This is a genomic window from Streptomyces asiaticus, assembly GCF_018138715.1.
GTDB classification, from domain to species: domain Bacteria; phylum Actinomycetota; class Actinomycetes; order Streptomycetales; family Streptomycetaceae; genus Streptomyces; species Streptomyces asiaticus.
Map to the genome: position 1 here is coordinate 8,602,894 of NZ_JAGSHX010000006.1, position 18,926 is coordinate 8,621,819.

19 protein-coding genes are annotated in these 18,926 nt (G+C 72.2%); 4 read left to right on the forward strand and 15 right to left on the reverse strand.

What is annotated here, in order from left to right:
• Position 1: 1 nt before the first annotated feature.
• Positions 2-406, reverse strand: a complete 405-nt coding sequence (locus tag KHP12_RS44555; protein WP_086883151.1) for a DUF3224 domain-containing protein — start codon at positions 404-406, stop codon at positions 2-4.
• A 98-nt stretch (positions 407-504) separates the two neighbouring features.
• Here KHP12_RS44555 and KHP12_RS44560 point away from each other — a divergent pair, with 98 nt between their 5' ends.
• Together KHP12_RS44560 and KHP12_RS44565 are read left to right on the forward strand one after the other, a co-directional pair.
• Positions 505-1,485, forward strand: coding sequence for a helix-turn-helix transcriptional regulator (locus tag KHP12_RS44560; RefSeq protein ID WP_208653102.1), 981 nt, complete (start codon positions 505-507; stop codon positions 1,483-1,485).
• A 75-nt stretch (positions 1,486-1,560) separates the two neighbouring features.
• The gene (locus tag KHP12_RS44565) at positions 1,561-2,025 is read left to right on the forward strand and encodes a hypothetical protein (protein WP_086883149.1); all 465 of its coding nucleotides are present in this window, start codon (positions 1,561-1,563) and stop codon (positions 2,023-2,025) included.
• Between the two features lie 38 nt (positions 2,026-2,063).
• On the opposite strand, the gene KHP12_RS44570 is transcribed toward KHP12_RS44565, so the two are convergent.
• The 13 genes from KHP12_RS44570 to KHP12_RS44630 form a co-directional block, all read right to left on the reverse strand.
• The gene (locus tag KHP12_RS44570; protein WP_086883148.1) at positions 2,064-2,543 is read right to left on the reverse strand and encodes a MarR family winged helix-turn-helix transcriptional regulator; all 480 of its coding nucleotides are present in this window, start codon (positions 2,541-2,543) and stop codon (positions 2,064-2,066) included.
• A 9-nt stretch (positions 2,544-2,552) separates the two neighbouring features.
• Complete coding sequence (locus tag KHP12_RS44575; protein WP_086883147.1) at positions 2,553-3,371, reverse strand: maleate cis-trans isomerase family protein; 819 nt, start codon at positions 3,369-3,371, stop codon at positions 2,553-2,555.
• A gap of 36 nt (positions 3,372-3,407) precedes the next feature.
• The gene (locus tag KHP12_RS44580; protein WP_086883146.1) at positions 3,408-4,259 is read right to left on the reverse strand and encodes an alpha/beta fold hydrolase; all 852 of its coding nucleotides are present in this window, start codon (positions 4,257-4,259) and stop codon (positions 3,408-3,410) included.
• Entirely contained in the window at positions 4,256-4,963 is a 708-nt protein-coding gene (locus tag KHP12_RS44585) for an isochorismatase family protein (RefSeq protein ID WP_086883145.1), read from the reverse strand. The genes KHP12_RS44580 and KHP12_RS44585 overlap by 4 nt, the downstream gene beginning before the upstream one ends.
• The gene (locus KHP12_RS44590) at positions 4,960-5,601 is read right to left on the reverse strand and encodes an SRPBCC family protein (protein WP_211834542.1); all 642 of its coding nucleotides are present in this window, start codon (positions 5,599-5,601) and stop codon (positions 4,960-4,962) included. Before KHP12_RS44590 ends, KHP12_RS44585 begins: the two co-directional genes overlap by 4 nt.
• On the reverse strand, positions 5,592-6,131 hold the full coding sequence (locus KHP12_RS44595; RefSeq protein ID WP_086883143.1) for a (2Fe-2S)-binding protein: 540 nt from the start codon (positions 6,129-6,131) through the stop codon (positions 5,592-5,594). The genes KHP12_RS44590 and KHP12_RS44595 overlap by 10 nt, the downstream gene beginning before the upstream one ends.
• Positions 6,128-8,500, reverse strand: coding sequence for a xanthine dehydrogenase family protein molybdopterin-binding subunit (locus KHP12_RS44600; protein ID WP_211834543.1), 2,373 nt, complete (start codon positions 8,498-8,500; stop codon positions 6,128-6,130). The genes KHP12_RS44595 and KHP12_RS44600 overlap by 4 nt, the downstream gene beginning before the upstream one ends.
• The gene (locus KHP12_RS44605; RefSeq protein ID WP_211834544.1) at positions 8,497-9,345 is read right to left on the reverse strand and encodes an FAD binding domain-containing protein; all 849 of its coding nucleotides are present in this window, start codon (positions 9,343-9,345) and stop codon (positions 8,497-8,499) included. The genes KHP12_RS44600 and KHP12_RS44605 overlap by 4 nt, the downstream gene beginning before the upstream one ends.
• A 58-nt stretch (positions 9,346-9,403) precedes the next feature.
• Positions 9,404-10,807, reverse strand: a complete 1,404-nt coding sequence (locus KHP12_RS44610; protein WP_210608989.1) for an MFS transporter — start codon at positions 10,805-10,807, stop codon at positions 9,404-9,406.
• 125 nt (positions 10,808-10,932) lie between these two features.
• Positions 10,933-12,204 carry an FAD-dependent oxidoreductase gene (locus KHP12_RS44615; protein ID WP_210608987.1) on the reverse strand — a complete coding sequence of 424 codons (1,272 nt, stop codon included), beginning with the start codon at positions 12,202-12,204 and terminating at the stop codon, positions 10,933-10,935.
• Positions 12,205-12,235: 31 nt separating this feature from the next.
• The gene (locus tag KHP12_RS44620) at positions 12,236-13,267 is read right to left on the reverse strand and encodes a 2,5-dihydroxypyridine 5,6-dioxygenase NicX family protein (RefSeq protein ID WP_086885664.1); all 1,032 of its coding nucleotides are present in this window, start codon (positions 13,265-13,267) and stop codon (positions 12,236-12,238) included.
• A 731-nt stretch (positions 13,268-13,998) separates the two neighbouring features.
• Positions 13,999-14,505: a DinB family protein gene (locus KHP12_RS44625; RefSeq protein ID WP_086885669.1), complete on the reverse strand. Its 507-nt coding sequence runs from the start codon at positions 14,503-14,505 to the stop codon at positions 13,999-14,001.
• Between the two features lie 40 nt (positions 14,506-14,545).
• A complete protein-coding gene (locus KHP12_RS44630; protein WP_086885665.1) occupies positions 14,546-15,199 on the reverse strand; it encodes a TetR/AcrR family transcriptional regulator in 654 nt (217 codons plus the stop codon).
• Between the two features lie 86 nt (positions 15,200-15,285).
• Between KHP12_RS44630 and KHP12_RS44635 the strand changes: the two genes are divergently transcribed.
• Positions 15,286-16,485 carry an FAD-dependent monooxygenase gene (locus tag KHP12_RS44635; protein ID WP_086885666.1) on the forward strand — a complete coding sequence of 400 codons (1,200 nt, stop codon included), beginning with the start codon at positions 15,286-15,288 and terminating at the stop codon, positions 16,483-16,485.
• 23 nt (positions 16,486-16,508) lie between these two features.
• A complete protein-coding gene (locus KHP12_RS44640; protein ID WP_167442764.1) occupies positions 16,509-17,471 on the forward strand; it encodes a Gfo/Idh/MocA family protein in 963 nt (320 codons plus the stop codon).
• On the opposite strand, the gene lnt is transcribed toward KHP12_RS44640, so the two are convergent.
• Positions 17,386-18,906 (reverse strand): apolipoprotein N-acyltransferase, encoded by a 1,521-nt coding sequence (gene lnt / locus KHP12_RS44645; RefSeq protein ID WP_167442765.1) that lies wholly within the window; start codon positions 18,904-18,906, stop codon positions 17,386-17,388. The two genes, KHP12_RS44640 and lnt, sit on opposite strands and share 86 nt — an antisense overlap.
• Positions 18,907-18,926 lie beyond the last annotated feature (20 nt).

The following is an 18,926-nucleotide window of genomic DNA, read 5'->3' on the forward strand; positions in this document are numbered from 1 at the left end:
GCTAGAGCGCGTAGTCGAAGCTGTAGGGGATCTCGGACTCCCCCTGGACGGCGGAGAAGGTGCCCGATCCGGTGAGCCCGGTCAGCTCGCCGGTGCCGGATCCGGGCACCACCTCGAAGGCGCAGTGGACGGTGGCGTCCTCGCCCCAGCTGGCGTGCTGCACCACGACGAAGCTGCCCGCGCGCCCGTCGAGGGTGCCGGTCAGCAGCTCGTAGCCGCAGCAGACGCCGGTCTTGTCGGGCAGATAGGTGATGGCGTACTGGCAGCTGGTCCGCGGTGCCTCGATACCGCCCGAGAAGGCGTTCGTGACCACGGCCCGCGCCAGCTTGGCGCCGCCCTCGGTCTCCTCGAGGGCCGTCTCCTGCCAGTCGGCGTAGGTGAAGTGGCCGGTGGTGTGCGTGGTCATGGTGGTGGGTCCTTTCCGGGGCCGGGATCGGCTGTGAACGTCACTCTGGCCGCCGTACCTGACATCTTCTGTCAGGTACGGCGGCCACAATGGGCCGCATGCGCGCCGACCGCCTTCTCTCACTCCTCCTGCTGCTCCAGAACCGGGGCCGGATGACCGCGCCCGAGCTCGCCGCCGAGCTGGAGGTCTCGGTGCGCACCGTCTACCGCGATGTGGAGGCGCTGAGCGCGTCCGGGGTGCCGGTCTACGCCGACCGGGGCCCGGCCGGGGGCTTTCGGCTGCTCGACGGCTACCGCACCCGGCTGACCGGGCTCACCGGCGACGAAGCCGACTCGCTCTTCCTCGCCGGGATGCCCGGCCCGGCCGCCGAGCTTGGCCTGGGCGCCGACCTCACCACGGCCCAGCTCAAGCTGCGGGCGGCGCTCCCGGCCGCGCTGGGGGAGCGGTCCCGGCGGATACAGGAGCGCTTCCACCTCGACGCGCCGGGCTGGTTCCGGGACGCCGAGCCGGTGCCCCATCTGGCGGCGGCCGCCGAGGCGGTATGGGAGCGGCGCGTCCTGCGGGTGCACTACCGCCGCTGGCGCGGCGAGGTACGACGCGAGCTGTGCCCGCTGGGCCTCGTCCTCAAGGGCGGCATCTGGTACCTGGTGGCGCGGGTCGAGGACTCCGTGCGCAGCTACCGGGTGTCGCGGATCCTCGACGCCGAGGTGCTGGCGGAGGTCTTCGAGCGGCCCGCCGGATTCGACCTCGCCGCCTCCTGGGCGGAGTCGTCCCGCCGGCTGGAGGCCATGCGCTTCCAGGGCCAGGCCGAGCTCCTGCTCTCCGAGCGCGGGGTGAAGCTGCTCCCGATGCAGTTCGGGGCGGTGGGCGCGGAGGCGGTGGCCGCGGCGGGCCCGCCCGAGGACGACGGGCGACGGCGTGTCGTCCTCCCCGTGGAGTCGCTGCCGGTCGCGGTCCACGACATGCTGCGGCTGGGCACCGACGCCGAGGTGCTGGGCCCGCCCGAGCTGCGGTCGGCCGTCGCCCGCGCCGTCGCCGAACTGGCCCACCGCTACGGCGCGCCGGACGACACTCCTTGAGGTCCCGCCGCGCCACGACACGCCGAGCGGCGCGGGCGGGAACGGCTAGCGTCGTCCGAAAGACGGGAGGCGGCGATGGCGGAAGCGCGGCACCAGGCGCCGGAGGGCGATGCCGTACTGACCCGGATCGGGCAGGCGGTCATGCTGCACCGGGGCGGCGACCGGGAGGAGGCGCGCAATCGCCTCGCCGCGCTGTGGCGGGAGATCGAACGGGACGGCGCCCCCTTCCACCGGTGCGCCCTCGCCCACTATCTGGCCGACACCCAGGACGATCCGCTCGACGAGCTGATCTGGGACCTGCGGGCGCTCGCCGCCGCGGACGGACTCACCGGGGCCCTGGCGCCACGGGCGTTCCTGCCCTCCCTCCACCTCAACGTGGCCGCGGGCCATCTGAGGCTGGGCCAGGAGGAGGCGGCCCGGGGCCAGCTGGCGCTGGCGCGCGAGGCCGCCGGCGCGCTCGGCGAGGATCCATACGGCGACGGGGTGCGGGCGGCCATCCTGCGGCTGACCCTGGTCCTGGAGGGCGCCGTCGAGGACTGAAGGTCAGCGGAAGGCGCCGTCGAGGACTGAAGGTCCGGCTATGCCGCCTCCCCCAGCTCCTCCCAGCGGTCGGCGAGCTCCTTCAGCTTGACGACGAACCGTTCGCGTTCCGCCTCGTCGAAGGACTCCAGGAGGATCTTGTCGAGCCTGCGCGCCCGGTGGTTCGCCTCCTGAAGGGCCTCTTTGCCCGCGTCGGTCAGGTAGAGCAGTTTGCGACGGCCGTCGGCGGCCGCGGTTTTCCGGGCGAGCAGCCCACGGTTCTCCAGCCGGCGAGCCACATCGGCCATGGTGGAGGTGTCCAGGGCGACGGCGGCAGCCATGGAACGCTGGTCCTGGCCGGGATGGGCCTCCACTGTCTGCAACACCGCGAACTGGGGGCCGGTGAGGACTGGGTCCACCTCCCGTGCCCACACGGCGAGATACGCCTGGTAGAGACGGCGGACCTGATAGCCGGGCGCGGCCGTCAGGGCAGTGGGGGCCTCCGGCCCGGTTGGGGCGGGCGGGGTGGGATCGGTCATAGAACCTACTTAAGCACGCACGGTTGACGCCGAGGGACATCGGGGGCGGACGCCGGCGCCGCTCCCGGCAGGGCCGGAGACCCGGCCGCCGAGCAGGCTCCCGGCGCCGGGCACGACGGGCGGCAGCCCGAGCTCCGTCAGAATGCGGAACGCGGTGGAGGTGGCCGCCGACAGTACGGGCAGCCCCGCCTCGTCCTCGACGGGCTGGATCGACGCCAGCGACGGCATCTGCACACAGGCCGACAGCACCAGCGCGTCGGCCCTGCCCAGGTTCAGGCGGCGCCAGTGGTCACGTAGATCGGCGGGGTCCAGACGGGCCACCGCCAGGTTGTCCGGAACTTCGAGGCTGAGCGCGTCGACGACCTCGATCCCGGCGTCCTCGATGTAGTCGGCCACCTTGGCGGTGAGCTCCTTCATATACGGCGTGATGATCGCGACTCGGCGGGCGCCGAGCGCCTCGACGCCGCTGAGCAGGGCGCCGGCGCTGGAGACCACGGGCGCCAGGGAGCCCTCGGACCGCAGTGCGGAGGTGATGTCGGCCTCCGCCACACAGTGGTGGCCCGGCCCCTGCGCCATGATGGCGACCAGGCAGGCGGTGGCGACGACGTCGGGCCGCGCGTCGGCCAGTTCGAGGGCGGCCCGCTCGGTCTGCGCGTTCATATTGCGCAGCTCGTCGGGGGTGACGTGCTTCATCCGCATCCGGCTGGTGTGGAAGACGAAGCGGTCGTCGGGCGCGATGGACGCCCGCGCGTCGAGCATCCGGGGGAGTTCGGTCTCCATCGTCAGGTTGGAGCTGGGCACGATCAGCCCGATGTGATGGTCTGCCATGGGGTTGGTCCTCCGAAAGGGGGCGGCGGGCACCGGTCAGGCGGCCGGGGAGAGAACGGTCCGGAGCGCGTCGCGGAGCGCCGCGGTGGCGATCGCCGGGGCGTCCCAGAAGATCATGTGGCCGGCGCCGGGGATCTTGTGCAGCGGTGCGGTCGGATTGCTCTCGGCGGCCTCCCGCGCTCCTTCCGCCGTCACGACGGGGCTGTCGGCCCCGTAGAGCAGGTGGGCCGGTCCGGGCACCCGGGGCCACCAGTCGAAGAAGTCCTCGTACTCGAAGCCGTGGTGCGTGGCCACGATGGCCTCCTCGGCGCAACTGGACAGCCAGCGGGCCCGCAGTTCCTGTTCGCGCCGCGGCCAGGTGGGCCAGGAGGCGGCCACCTCGTCGGCGTCCGTACCGCGCCTGGCTTCGGAGAGTTGCCGCAGGAACACCTCCCGGGTGGTGGGGTAGGGGCCGCGATCCGGGCCGCTCAGCGGCGGATCGGCCAGCACGGTGCCGCGCAGGGGCACCTTGGCGCGCACCGCGACGGCCGCCGCGATCCGCGCGCCCATCGAGTGGCCGAGGAGCAGCGGACGGTCGAGGCCGAGCTGGGTGATGAGGGCTTCGGTGTCCTCGGCGTACTCCGCCAGCCCGTAGCCGTCGCCCTCGTCCGAAAGTCCCCGGCCGCGTACGTCCAGCACCACCGGCCTGACCAGGTCGGTCAGTTCGCGTGCCACGAAGTCCATGGTGACCGCGGGACTGGTGATACCGGGCAGGACGACCAGCGGCGGCAGGTCGCCGCCGTAGTCGAGGGCGTGCAGCCGTACCTCTCCGGAGCGCGCCCACCGGCTCGTGGCCGGCACATCGGCCAGATCGGCGAGCGCGCTCTGCTGGACCGAACGCCGTGTCATGTGCTGTCTCCTCGTCGGTGGGAACGCCGGGCCGCGTCAGGAGCCGCCGGGGCGGGAACGGAGCCGATGTAGCCGACGGCGTCCTCGAGGGTGACGACGTCGCCGTACTTGGCCTGGATGTCGAAGAGCGCCGCCTCCGCCGGGCCCTCGGCCCGGTCGCCCACGCAGGCACGGGGCACCAGCACCGGGAAGCCCGACTGGACGGCGTCGACCACGGTGGCCCGCACACAGCCGCTCGTGGTGGCGCCGCACACCACGACGGTGTCGCGGCCGAGACCGGTCAGGGTGGCGGCGAGACTCGTGCCGAAGAAGGCCGAGGCCCCCTTCTTCACCACCAGTTGATCGTGTCCCGGCCGCATGGGCAGCCGCGGGTCGATGGCCACGGCATCACTGCCCTCGACCAGGGCGCGCAGACCGGGGGCCTTGCGCAGCCAGGCGACCGCGTCACCGGACGCCTCGGCCTCGGTGTATGCGATCGCGGTGAAGATCACTGGCACCTCCACCGGCCGGGCCGCCTCGATCAGGCGCGTGGTGGCGGCCACGACCTCGGAGAGGTCGGCACCCGAGGGGTACGAGTCCTCGGTGAAACCCCGGGTCAGGTCCACCACGACGATCGCCGGACGGCTGCCGCGCCGCACTTCGGCGCCGAAGCCGGCCCGCCGGTAGGTGCGGTTGGTGGTGACGCCGTACAGTCCGCCGCTCATCGGCGCCTCCCCAGCAGCCAGCCCGGCACGAACCCGAGCAGGAACGCGCCCGCGACCGGGCCGTACTTCTTCAGCAGCGGGCCCGCGATCAGCACCATTCCGTTGAGCTCACCGGGCGCTTCGGCGGGTGTGCCGGCCGCGGGAGCGGACGCGGCGGGCACCGCGCCGGAGACGGGGGACGCCTCCGCGCCGTCCTGCCGCAGGAGCAGGCCGCCGAGGTTCTGGGCGAACTGCTGGAGGATCCTGTCGGACACCGCCCCGATGGCTCCCTTGCCGAACTGGGCGATCTTGCCCCGGATCACCAGGTCGGTGGAGAGGTTCAGCTGGGCGCCGCCCTCGGCCGGGACGACCTCCAGGGAGACCTCGGCCTCGGCGTCGCCGCTGCCGTGGGTGTCGGCGCCGCTGGCGTGGACACGCAGCCTCCGCTTTTCCGCGTCGACCTCCAGGAAGCGCACGGTGCCGGCGTAGGCGGCCGTGATCGGGCCCACCTTGATCTTGACCGTGCCGCGCCAGGCATCGCCGTCACGGCCTTCGAGAGCGGCGCCGGGCATACAGGACGCCACTCTTTGGACGTCTTCGAGCAGCGCGAACACCGCGTCGGGCGCGGCCTGGACGGAGACGGTGTTGATCAGTTGCATGATTCCTCCTCGGCGCCCATGGCCCGCTGGGAGCGCCGGGCGGTCGCGCAGGCGTCGATCGCCTCGACGATGGTCTGGTAGCCGGTGCACCGGCACAGGTTCGCGGCGACGACCTCCCGGATGTCCTCCTTGGTCGCCTCCGGCCGCTCCGCGAGGAAGCCCTGGGCCAGCATCAGGAAGCCGGGGGTGCAGAAGCCGCACTGTAGGCCGTGGTGGGCGGTGAAGGCCCGCTGGAGATCGCTGAGCTCGCCGGTGCCGGGGTCGGCGAGGGATTCGACGGTGGTGATCCGCGCACCCTCCGCCTGGGCGGCGAACATCAGACAGGCCCGGACCGGGAGCCCGTCGACGAGCACGGTGCAGGCTCCGCAGATCCCGTGCTCGCAGCCGACGTGGGTGCCGGTCAGCCGCAGATCGTGGCGGAGCACATCCACCAGGGTGCGGCGCGGTGCCGTGATCACCTCGTAGGACGTGCCGTTGACGTCGAGCGTGATGAGCTGGACGTCGTCGCCCAGGCCGGTGGTGTCGTTCATGGTGTCTGCTCCGGGGTGCGGGGGGTCAGTGCACGGTGGACCGTCTCCGGTGTGATGGGCGTGTTGTCCAGCTCGACGCCGGTGGGCCGCAGCGCGTCGTTGACGGCGTTGAGTACGGCGGCGGGGGCCCCGATGGTGCCGCCCTCGCCGGCGCCCTTGGCGCCCGTCGCGGTGAAGGCGCACGGGGTCTCCAGATGGTGGATCACCACCTCCGGGATCTCCTGGGCGGTGGGCACCTTGTAGTCCATGAAGCTGGTGGCCGACGGCTCGCCCTGGGCGTCGTAGGTGATCTGCTCGAAGAGCGCCCCCGAGATGCCCTGGGCGATGCCGCCCCGGCACTGCCCCTCCACCACCTGCGGATTGACGGCGACACCGCAGTCCTCGACGCAGAAGTAGGCGAGGATTTCCACCTGCCCGGTGCCCTCGTGCAGTTCCACCACCACCCCGTGGGTGGCATTGGAGAAGGTGCCGTCGTTGTGGACGTCGAAGACGGCGGTGGCGGTGAGGCCCGGGTCGATGTCCTTGGGCAGCAGATGCGATGTGAGATAGGCGGTGTCGGCCAGGCGCTCGTAGCTGAGTGCGACATCCGGGTCGTCACGCCGGCGGACCCGGCCCCGGTCCAGTTCGGTGTCCTCCGGGGGGATGCCCCACTCGGCGGCGGCGATGGCGCGGAGCTTGTCGCCGAGCTTGGCCGCCGCCAGTCGTACGGCACTGCCGCCGACCGCGATCGAGCGGCTGGCGAAGGTGCCCCAGCCGTAGGTGATGCGGTCGGTGTCGCCCTGGTGGAGTTTGACCTTGGCGATGTCGAGGTGGAGCGTGTCGGCGACGATCTGCGCCATGGTCGTCTCATGGCTCTGCCCGTGGCTGATGGTGCCGGTGGTGGCGGTGACCGCGCCGCTGGTGTCCATGCGGACCTCGGCGAGGTCGAACCCGGGCACGACCTCCATCTTGCGCTGGGCGAAGGCGGCGGAGCCGTAGCCGGTGCGCTCGCTGAAGCAGCTGTAGCCGATCCCGATGTGCCTCCCCTCGGCCGTGGCCGCCGCCTGCCGGTCGTACCAGCCCGCCTCGCGCAGGGCCCGCTCGCACAGGTCGAGCGATTCCAGATAGGAGCCGGGGTCGTAGGTGATGTTGTTGACGCCGGTGTACGGGAAGTCGGTGATGACGTTGCGGCGCCGGATCTCCACCGGGTCCAGGCGCAGTTCGCGGGCGGCGCGCTCCATGAGCCGCTCCATGGCCATGACGTACTGCGGGCGGCTCACACCCCGGTAGGGGGCGGTGGGCGCCTTGTTGGTGGTGATCGCCCGGCCGCGCACCCGGTAGGCCGGGACCTTGTAGACGCCGGGCATCTCGGCGGAGGCCATCAGCGGCTCGATACCGGCGGTGAACGGATAGCAGGAGTAGGCACCCATGTCGCACACCACGTCCGCGTCGAGACCGAGGATCCGGCCGTCGGCGTCGAAGGCGGCGCGTGCGGTGTAGTGCTGTTCCCGGGCGAGGAACGAGGCGGACAGGGCGTCCTTGCGGTCCTCGATCCACTTGACGGGCCGGCCGAGCCGCAGTGCGGCCGCCGCGGCGGCGATCTCCTCGCGGCCGACCACGCACTTGAGGCCGAAGCCGCCACCCATGTCCGGGACGATCACGCGCACCGCGCGCTCGTCCAGCCGCAGGCAGCGGGAGGCCACGGTCCGCACCTGGTGCGGGGTCTGGGTGCAGGCGTGCAGGACGAGCTGCTCCTCCCGGGCGTCCCACTGCGCCACCGCGCCACGCGTCTCCAGCGGCAGGGCGTTCTGGCGGCCGGTTCGCACATCGACGTGGACCACGCAGGGAGCCTGGTCGAAGATCTCGTCGATGCCCTCGGTGGCGAACAGGCCGACGTCGACCAGGGTGTTCCCGGCGGCCTCCGCGTGCACCCGCGGAGCGTCGGGGGCGAGGGCCTGTTCCTCACAGGTGATGGGCGGCAGGGGCGCGTACGTCACCTTGGCGGCCTCCAGGCCGTCCTCGGCGAGGTAGGGGTCGCGGGCGACGACCACGGCGACGGGCTCGCCGACGTACCGGACCCGGTCGCGGGCGAGGACGGGCATGGCGGTCGGCACGAACTCCGAGAGCGGGCGGCCGAGTTGCGCGGTGATATCGCCCAGCTCCAGGTCGGCTGCGGTGAACGCGGCGACGACGCCCGGGACCTGACGCACCCGGGTCAGATCGATCTCGGTGATCGTCCCATGGGCGACCGTGCTGCGGACGAACTGCGCGTGCAGCATGCCGGGCAGCTCGATGTCGTCGACGAAACGGCCACGTCCGGACAGCAGCCGGGGGTCCTCGCGGCGCGCCACCGACCTGCCGACCAGCCGGTCGTCCTTGGCGGAGGTCATCGTGACATCGCCTCCTCACAGGCTCGCTCGATCAGATTGCGGATGAGGTGCTTGCGGTAGTCGCCGGTGCCGTTTGCGTCACTCGGTGGATCCACGGCGGAGGCCGCCGCCTCCGCGCAGTCCCGGAACGAGCCGCCGGCCGCCAGCACGGCCTCCGCCTCGGGCACCCGTACCGGCATCGCGGCGACACCGCCCAGCGCCACCCGGCCGCCGAGGACGTCCTCGCCCTCGGTGGCCAGATCGACCGCGGCGGAGACGATGGCGAAGTCCCCGCGACGCTCGGCGAACTCGGTGAGCGCCGCGTGCGGCGCGGGGCTGGGGAAGACGATCTCCACGAGGATCTCGTCGGGCTCCAGGGCGGTGGTGTAGTAACCGAAGAAGAACTCACCGGCCGGGATGCGCCGCCGCCCGCGCGGGCCGTGGGCGACGAACTCGGCGTCGAGCAGTACGGCCAGCAGACACCACTCGGCGGTCGAATCGGCGTGCGCGATACTGCCGCCCACGGTGCCGCGGGTCCGGATCGGCAGATGGCCGATCCACCGCATGGCCTCGCGGATGACCTCGAAACCCGCCCCGAGCCGGTCCGCGGACGCGGTCTCCACCGTGTGATGGGTGGTGAGCGCCCCAATGTGCAGCCCGCCGTCGGCCCCGACTCCGAGATGGTCGAGTTCGCGCAGGCCGGCGATGTCGACCAGATGCCCCGGGCGGGCCAGCCGGAAGTTCATCATCGCGACCAGGCTCTGGCCGCCGGCGATGACCTTGGCCTCGTCGGACAGTTCGGCCAGGAGTGCCGTGGCGCCCTCGACATCGCGCGCCCGGTGGTACTGGAAGGGAGCGGGCTTCATGTTTCTCCTGTCGTTTTCGAAGGCCGCCCCGGACAGTCCGGTCGGGGCGGCCTGCGCTTCAGCGCACCGGCTGACCGACGGCCGGCTCCGGGGACGCCTGGGCGGGCACCGCGGTCGGATCGTCCTCGTCGAGGTCGCGTCCCTTGGTCTCGGGCGCCGCGAACGCCGTCCAGACGACGGCCCCCAGGACGGCCACGGCCAGTACCCCGAACGTCATCGGCAACCCCAGCAGCGGCCACATCACCGAGCCGAACAGCATCGGGGCGAAGCCGGTGAGCACGCGGCTGAACGAGGACGCCCAGCCGAAGCCGCTGGCCCGCAGCGTTGTCGGGTACAGCTCGGAGACGTAGGCGTACATGGCGGGGATGGTCAGCTGCATCAGGAAGCCGAAGACGCCGATGGCCACGACGGAACCCGTCGGCATGCGCATCACCAGCGCGAACACCACCAGTGCGAGCGAGGCGACCGGGGCCGAGACCCCTATGAGCCACTTCCGGCCGACCGCGTCCACCAGCACCGTGGAGGTCAGGACGCCGACGATGCCGACCGCGCTCATCAGCGTGGTGCTCATGAAGGCGGCCGTGTCGCCGAGGCCCTCCTCCTTGAGAATGGACGGCAGCCAGCTCAGGGCCGCGTAGTACACCAGCATGACGGTGGCGAACAGCAGCCAGGCGGCGGAGGTGATACGCGGGCTGAACTTCCAGACCGCGCGCAGCTGTTCGAGCGCGGCGCGGGGACCGTTCCCCCCGGACTCGTGCACCGGGGCGGGTATGACGTACGGCTCGGCAGGCGCACCCGTGCGGGCGACCAGATCGTCGATGACGGCCCGCGCCTCGACCTCCCTGCCCTTCCTGCTGAGGTAGACCGGCGACTCCGGCACACCCCTTCGCACCCAGAACAGCAGCAGCGCCGGAACGCTCATCACGCAGAGCATCCACCGCCAGTTGCCTTCGAGGGAGAGCATGGCCGTCGAGACGAGACCGCACAGGGTCACGCCGATCGGCCACCAGGCGTCCAGCGCGGTCAGTACGCGTCCGCGGTACTTCGTCGGGGAGAACTCCGCCACCAGGGCGTAGTCGACGGGAATACAGCCGCCCAGTCCGACACCCGCGATGAAGCGCAGGGCGAGGAAGATCCCGTAGTTCGGGGCCAGGGCACCGGCGACCGAGAACAGCGCGAAGATCAGCAGGGTGACGCTGAAGGCCTTCTTGCGTCCGATGCGGTCGGCGATCGCGCCCCAGGCCACCGCGCCCACGGCCATGCCGACCAGATTGGCGGTGGCCACCAGACCTCGCTGGGAGAGTGAGAGGTGGAAGTGGTCGCCCAACAGCGGCATCAGAAAGCCGTTGAGGGCGATGTCATAGGCGTCGAAGAGGTAGCCGAGGCCGCCGATGATGAAGATCCTGCCCTGGACTCCCCATCTCCATGGGAGGTCCTGGACGATGTGGTCGCCTGTTTTCACTGTCGCTCCACGGGGTGTTCGGGGATGTGCCCGCGCGGGGCGACACCGAGGTGGATGAGCGGGAAGTGGCCCCGGAGGGGTCGAGGGATGAGCGGAGGGGGAGGGGAGGGGCGGGGAGGGGCCGGTCAGCGGGCGAAGCGGTAGTCGAAGGCGCCCAGGTCCGGGTCCTCGAGGGGGCTGCCGCTCCACAACCAGTGGTAGGAGACGTCGGATTCGCCGTCGAAGCCGCGCCGCAGCAGGGCGTCCCTGGCCTCCTGCTGGGGGCCGTCGGGGTAGTGGTAGAAGGTCTTGTTCTGTAGTGAGGCGTCCTGGACCATGCCGGCGTGCTTGGCTCGCCGGTCCACATAGCGCCGCAGCGCGCCCTCGACGCCGTCGGCGGTTATCCGGCCCAGTTCCTCGGCCAGTACGGCGGCGTCCTCCATGGCCTGGGAGGCACCCTGGGCCTGGTAGGGCAGCATGGCGTGGCAGGCGTCGCCCAGGAGGGCCACCCGGCCGTCCATCCAGACCGGGTCGCGCCGGCGGTGGTAGAGGGCGAAGGAGAGCACGTCCTCCTTGGCCTTGGACAGCATCGCCGCCGCCCGGTCGTCCCAGCCCTGGTAGGCGTTCACCAGGTCTTCCGCGGTGGCCGAGCCGGTCCATTTCTCGGCGACCTCGTCCGTGCACGGGACGCAGCCGACGACGTTGAGGTACTCGCCGCCGCGGATCATGTAGTGCACCAGGTGCCGGTCGGGGCCGTACCAGATGGTGCTCTGGAAGCGGTCCATCAAGAAGCGCGTGGCCGGGTCGGCGGCGATGAGGTCGCCGGGGATGAGGACCCGGAAGGCCATCTCGCCGGAGAACAGCAGGGTGTCGGGGAGGCCCATGAGGTCGCGGACCCGGGAACGGATGCCGTCGGCGCCGATCAGCACATCGGCTTCGAAGCGCCGGCCGTCCTCGGTCACGGCCGCGGGGCGGCGGGGGTCGCTCCGGTCCAGTTCGCCGACCCGGCTCGAGGTGTGCAGCGCGACCACCGGGCCGGGGCCGGCCGGGTCGACGCAGGCATCGGTGAGGACACCGTGCAGATCGGCCCGGTGGTAGTGCCAGTACGGCGCGTTGTAGTGCTGCTTGACGTAGTCACCGAGCTGGGTCAGGCCGATGATGCTGCCGTCCTTCCACCGGCGCCGCACCTGGTCCAGGGGCTCGGTGCGGATGGCCTCCAGTTGCCTGCGCAGCCCCAGCCCGAGCAGGACCCGGCTGGCGTTGGGCGCTGTCTGGATGCCCGCGCCGATCTCGCCGAACTGCGGTGCCTGCTCCAGTACGGTCACCTGATGGCCGCGCTGCCGCAGCGACAGCGCGGCGGTCATTCCGCCGAGCCCGCCGCCGACGATGACGACGTCGAGGGATTGGGTGGATGCCATGTTCTCTCCAGATGCGGGTGCGGCGGCGGGATCAGAAGTCGACGAGCCGGCCCGCGGTGACGACCTCCTGGTCGTCGACGGAGACGGTGCAGCCGCGCATGGCGATGTCGACGTGCGCATACGATTCGCGCTCGAGTACGGGGTGGGGTCCGGTGGACCACAGGAAGTTTCCGGCGAACGCCCGCGCGTCCATGCCCATTAGCTCTTCCTTGCCGTACAGGGCGGTGGCGAACCAGTCGGCGGTGCGCATCAGACCCCAGCCCATATGGGACAGGCTGCGCCCCCATTCGTCGTTCGCGTCGTCGAAGAAGGTGTTCAGCAAATGGGCCTCGGCGCCACCGGACACCTTCTCGATGTTCCCGCCCGCGATCTCCAGAGTGACCGGCTGGCGTACGTACTCCTTGAACGGCAGCAGGATGTCGCCCTCGGAGAGCACGATCCGGCCCTCGGAGAACCGCGGCCAGCACAGGACCATGGTGCTCGGCCAGTGGTCCCAGCGGCCCGGGTCGTCGGCGAAGCCCACCTGGAACTCCGGCTTGGAGCCCGGCAGTTCGACGGTCAGGTCGGTGCCGGCCTCGGAGGTCACCCGCATGACGGACGCGCTCTTCAGCAGGTTGACGCCCTTGAGCACCTCCGCCTTGTCCTCCGGCTTGGGGAGATTGCGGATGAGTACGTCGGGGGCGTCGCACACGAAGAGGATGCGGGTGCCCGTCCGCATGATCTCCTGCTGGAGCGGGGCGTGGATGAAGCCCTCCCGCGTGAGGTCCACGACGAGGTCGGCGGCCTTGAGCAGGTTCTGCGCGGCGGTGTCGCCGAGCACCGCGCTCAGGCCGGGTCCGGCACCGGTGCGGGTGCTGTCCGAAGGCGACGGGTTGCCGCCGGGGACCGTGGCGGCGATGACGTGCGCGCCGCAGGCCTTGGCGGCGCCGAAGGCGGCCGCCACGTAGTCGCCGCGGCTGGTGGGCTCGGACAGGACGACGACGTGCTCATCGGGCTTGAGCTTGCACAGCTTCAGCTCCTGGGTGAACGCCTCGAGCAGGTCAACGGAGGTGAGGTCGAGCATGTCTCGCTCCTGGGGGAGGGGAAGGTGGCAGACGGCGATCGCATGGTCCGGGCAGGCGTAGAGGGTATGGATCCAGCCATGCGGCCAGGTGGCTTCATGGGGAGACGCGGGTCTCACGGGCGCCGCCGACGAATTAATCCGAACGCGTACGATCTGGGTTTGGCAAGGGGTACGGCCGAACTATTTTGTGATCAGTCCGCCTCCCGGGGTGGTCGCGACGGGCAGGGCACCCCCGCTGACCTCGCATTTTCCCTAGGTGTCGGCCGTCTTTCCCGGCTTCACGAAGATGAACGAAAGATGATCGTGGCTGGCATGAAGCCTTGCGCCGAGAGTTCGTACGTGCTCGGATGGTTTCTGTTCACATCCGGAACTGCGTGCCCTGAGCTGCCTCGCGATGGCTGGTTCTCAGCGGCACGCGCCGCCGCCAAGGAGGGCTCCGATGGTCATCCCCCGCGTCCCTCGGCGCACCGTCGTCCCGGCGCGCATGGCTCCGTCGCGTCACCGCGCCTGCCCGGCGCCCTCGCGGGTACACGCGAGGGCCGCGGGGCATCGGCCCCGCGGCCCCATCTGACGCGGCGTCACTAAGCGGCCTCGCTGACGTCCGGTGCGGTTCGGGTGCGCCCCGAAGGGGCGCGGGGCGGTATCGGTATGCGGCTCCGCCGCGGGGCGCGACCGGCCACGGCGAAGCCGCGGATGAACGACCGCACCTCGCGGCACTTCCCGTGGAGCGCTCAGTCGCCGGTGACGCCGTCGATCCGCTCGCGGATGAGGTCGGCGTGGCCGTTGTGGCGGGCGTACTCCTCGATCATGTGCAGGTAGATCCAGCGCAGGTTGTAGTCCCCGCGGCCGGGACGGCTGGCCACATCGTCCAGGGAGCGGCCCGCGGCGGCCTCCTTGGCCTTGGCGATCTCCTCCCGCCAGATGGCGAAGGCGGTCTCCGAGGTGTCCTCGTCGGTGAGGTGGAACTCCCCGTCCGGGTCCTCCTCGCTGTACCAGATCGGCGCTATGTCCTGCCGGTCGAGCACCCGCCGGAACCAGCTCCGCTCGACCTCGGCCATATGCCGTACCAGGCCGAGCAGGGTCAGCCCGGACGGCGGCGCCGACGCCTCGCGCAGCTGCTTGTCGTCCAGGCCCTCGCACTTGAGGGCGAGGGTCGCGCGGTGGAAGTCCAGCCACCCCTCCAGGCTGGTGCGTTCATCGGCGGTCCGGGGCGGGTCGGGGCGTTCTGTGATCGTCATGGCGGTCATGATGAGGCGCCGCCCTCATGACCGCCACGCGTTATTCGTCCAGCATCCCGCGCAGCAGCTCCTCGAACCCGGTGCGCAGCGCCGCGCGGTCGGGTACGGCGTCGTGGTCGGCGCCCGCGGCGCAGCTGAACATCAGCCCCTCGCACCAGGCGACCAGTGACCGCGCGTGCCGCCGGGGCTCGGTGGAGCCCAGCGCCGTCATCATCGCCTCGAGTGGCTCCCGGAAGCCGCGCCCCGTGGCGTCGTAGAACTCCCGCAGCTCAGGGCGGCGGGTCGCCTCCAGCGCGAGCTCGTAGCGGGCGATCAGCAGATCGCGCTGGGTGGTGAGTGAGCGGTGCAGGGCCAGCGCGAGCGCGTCGGCCGGCCCCGCGACCGGATCGGTTCCCTTCGGCGCCGCGCCGGCGGGGCCCGGCATCTCGTCGGGCGCCAGCACCTCCGCCTCCCGCTGGGCCAGCCGCCGGACCGCGGCCTTGAGCAGGGCGGCGCGGGTCCGGGCGTGGTTGGAGGTCGAGCCGAGCGGCAGCCCGGCCGCCTCGTCCACCGCGCGGTGCGTCAGCCCCCGCATCCCGCGCTCGGCCAGCAGCGTCAGCGCGGTATCGGCGATCAGCTCGGCGCGGGACGCGCCGGACGCGGAGGCGGACGGGGCGGCGCCGGAAGCGGAAGCGGCGGTTCGATCAGCGGTCATGGGGCCAACCTAAGCCCATCCGTCACGCGTACTACGGGTGTAGTAACGTAAGTGAGTACTACACCTGTAGTTGGTCTGGAGGAGTCATGCAGCAGCCCCGTGCCGTCGTCATCGGTGCCGGAGTCGGCGGGCTCACCGCCGCCGCGGCCCTGCACCGCCGCGGCTGGTCCATCACCGTCCTGGAGCGGGCCGCCCGCCTCGAGCCGGTCGGCGCCGGAATCTCCCTCGCCGCCAACTCCCAGCGCGCCCTGGACGCCATCGATCTCGGCGACGACGTGCGCGCGCTCGCCGCCTGGCAGGGCGGCGGCGGACTGCGCACCCCCGGCGGCCGCTGGCTCTCCCGGATGGACAGCGCCACCATGGCCGAGCGCTTCGGCGGCCCGCTGGTCCTCCTCCACCGGGCCACCCTCGTCGATCTGCTCGTCTCCCGGCTGCCCCAGGGCGCGGTCCGCACCGGGACCGCCGCCCGGCTGGCCGACCCCGGCGCCGCCGACCGCCCGGCCCGGGTCACCACCGAGGACGGCGACCACGAGGCGGACCTCGTCATCGGCGCCGACGGCATCGACTCGGCCGTCCGCCGCGCGCTCTTCCCGGACCACCCCGGGCCCCGCTACGCCGGATTCACCACCTGGCGTGTCGTCATCCCCGCCCCCGACCGGCCGTTCGAGCCGCACGAGACCTGGGGGAGGGGCCGGATCTGGGGCACCCAGCCGCTCAAGGACGGCCGGGTCTACGCCTACGCGGCGGCCGTCGCCCCGCCCGGCGGCCGGGCCCCGGACGACGAGCGGTCCGCACTGCTGCGGCTCTACGGCGACTGGCACCGGCCCGTCCCCGACGTCCTCGCCGCCGTCGCGCCCCCGGACGTGCTGCGCCATGACATCCGGTACATGGCCGAGCCGCTGCCCGCCTACCACCGGGGCCGGGTCGCCCTCCTCGGCGACGCCGCCCATGCGATGGCCCCCACGATGGGGCAGGGCGGCAACCAGGCCATCGAGGACGCCGTCGTCCTCGCCCACCAGCTGGCCCCCGGCATCGCCGACCCCTCCGCCGCACTGGCCGCCTACACCCGCGACCGGCTGCCCCGCACCATGGACGTGGTGCGCCGCTCGGCGCGCACCGCCCGCATGATCACCCTCACCAGTGCCCCCGCCGTCGCCCTGCGCGACGCCGCGATCGCCGCCGTCGGTCGCCTCGCCCCCGGTCTCGCCCTCCGCTCCTTCGACGGCATCGCCGACTGGTCTCCGCCCACCTCCACGTATCCTGCGGGGGCACAGCGGAAGGCGTGATCGGAAGAGACCGGGGAGAACATATGAGGGTCGGCTGCGTCGGGCTCGGCGACATCGCGCAGAAGGCGTATCTGCCCGTGCTGATGGCCCGTCCCGGCCTGGAGCCGCATCTCCACACCCGCACCCCGGCCACCCTCCAGCGGGTCGCCGACAGCTATCGCGTCCCCGGAGCCCAGCGCCACGCCGACCTGGACTCGCTGCTCGCGGCCGGGCTCGACGCGGCCTTCGTACACGCCCCGACCGACACCCACGCCGATCTCGTCACCCGGCTGCTCGAGGCCGGGGTGCCCACGTACGTGGACAAGCCGCTCGCGTACCACCTCGCCGACAGCGAGCGGCTCGTGCGGCTCGCCGAGGAGCGCGGGGTGAGCCTGATGGTCGGCTTCAACCGGCGTTACGCGCCCGGCTACGCCCAGTGCCTGGACCATCCGCGCGATCTGATCCTGCTCCAGAAGAACCGCGTCGGCCTCGCCGAGGACCCGCGCACCCTGGTCCTGGACGACTTCATCCACGTGGTCGACACGCTGCGCTTCCTCGCGCCCGGACCGGTGGACCACATCGATGTGCGCGCCAGGGTCCGCGGCGGGCTGATACACCATGTGCTGCTCCAGCTGTCCGGGGACGGGTTCACCGCGCTCGGCGTGATGAACCGGATGAGCGGCTCCACCGAGGAGGTCCTGGAGGTCTCCGGCCAGGACACCAAGCGGCAGGTGCTCAACCTCGCCGAGGTGATCGACCACAAGGGCCAGCCGAGCGTGCGCCGCCGGGGCGACTGGGTGCCGGTGGCGCGGCAGCGCGGGATCGAGCAGATCACCGACGCCTTCCTGGACGCGGTGCGCGCCGGGCGGCGGATCGGCGCCGAGGACCCGCTGCGCACCCATGAGCTGTGCGAACGGGTCGTCAGGGACGCCCTGGAATCGGCTGGTCTGTCCGCCGCTCCGACGGCTGGTCCGGCTGGTCCGGCCGGCGGTCCGTCCGCCGTCTGAGCGCCCGGCCCCCCTCGACGGCGCAGAAGACGCCGAGCGCCGCCATCGCCCCGTACGCCGGCCAGGGTCCGATCCGCACATACGGGCTGGTGCCCTGCCCCAGCGGCACCGTGTAGACGGTGGCCGCGCTGGTGCCGGTGGACATCCGGTGGCCCACCGGCTCGCCGCGCGGCCCGAACACCGCGCTCTCCCCGGTCAGCGTGGCATGCACCATCGGCCGCCAGGTCTCGGCGGCGCGCAGCGCGGCCAGCGAGGCGTGCTGCGCCGGCGCCCAGCTCTTCTGGAAGGTCGAGGTCGAGGACTGGACGACGAGCACCCGCGCCCCGTCCCGCACCAGGTTCCGGCTCATGTCCGGGAACGCCGACTCGAAGCACACCAGCGGCCCGATCCGCAGGGAATCCGGCAGCTTCATCACCACTGGTTCGGTGCCCCGGTGGCGGTCCTCACCGGCCGCCTTGCCCACCGAGGTGGCCCAGCCCAGCAGCGGCCGGGCCGGGATGTACTCCCCGAAGGGGACCAGCCGCATCTTGTCGTAGCGCTGCCCCGTCGGGCCGTCCGGCCCGATCAGCACCGAGCTCTTGTAGATGCCGGGCATATCGCCGCGCCGCGCGTCCACGTTGACCAGCAGATCCGCGCCGGCCGTCCGGGACAGCGCGGTCAGCCGCCCGCGCAGCTGCGGATGGGTGGTCAGATCCTGGGCCACGCTGCTCTCGCCCCACACCACCAGGTCGACACCGCGGCCGGCCAGCTGCCGGGTCAGCTCCGCGCTGCGCTCGAAGCGCGGCCCCGGCCCGAGGATGACCCCCGGCTGCACCACCGCGATCCGCGCCGTCCCGGGCTCCTTGGCCTGCGGCACCCAGGCCCATGTCCCGGCCACCGTGGCGCCGCACGCGGCGAGCCCGGCCAGCGCCACCGTACGGGCCCGGGCCACCGCGATCAGCACGGTCACCGCGACATTCACCAGGACCAGCAGAAACCCGAGCAGCCAGACCCCGCCCACCGAGGCCAGCCGCAGCGCGGGCGCCACCTGCCACTGGCTGGCGCCCAGCAGCCCCCAGGGCCCGCCGAGATACTGCCAGGACCGGGCCAGCTCGGCCATCAGCCAGACGGACGGCAGCAGCACCAGCGCCGCCGCCACCCGCCCGGCACCCGGGCGGCCGTGCAGCAGCCGGTGCGTCAGCCACCCCCAGGGCGCCCACAACAGCCCCAGCAGCAGCGCCAGGAGCACGATGAACACATGCAGGCTCGGCATCAGCCAGTGGTGCACCGCGAGCAGGAACCCGGCGCCGCCCAGCCAGCCGTCCCGCATCGCCCGGCGGCCGGTGGGCGCCGAGCGCATCAGCAGCAGCCAGGGCACCAGGGCCACATACGCCCACCACCAGAGCGAGGGCGCGGGGAAGGCCAGTGCGGGCAGCGCGCCCGCCAGCAGCGCCATCGCGCCCCGCCACCACGGGG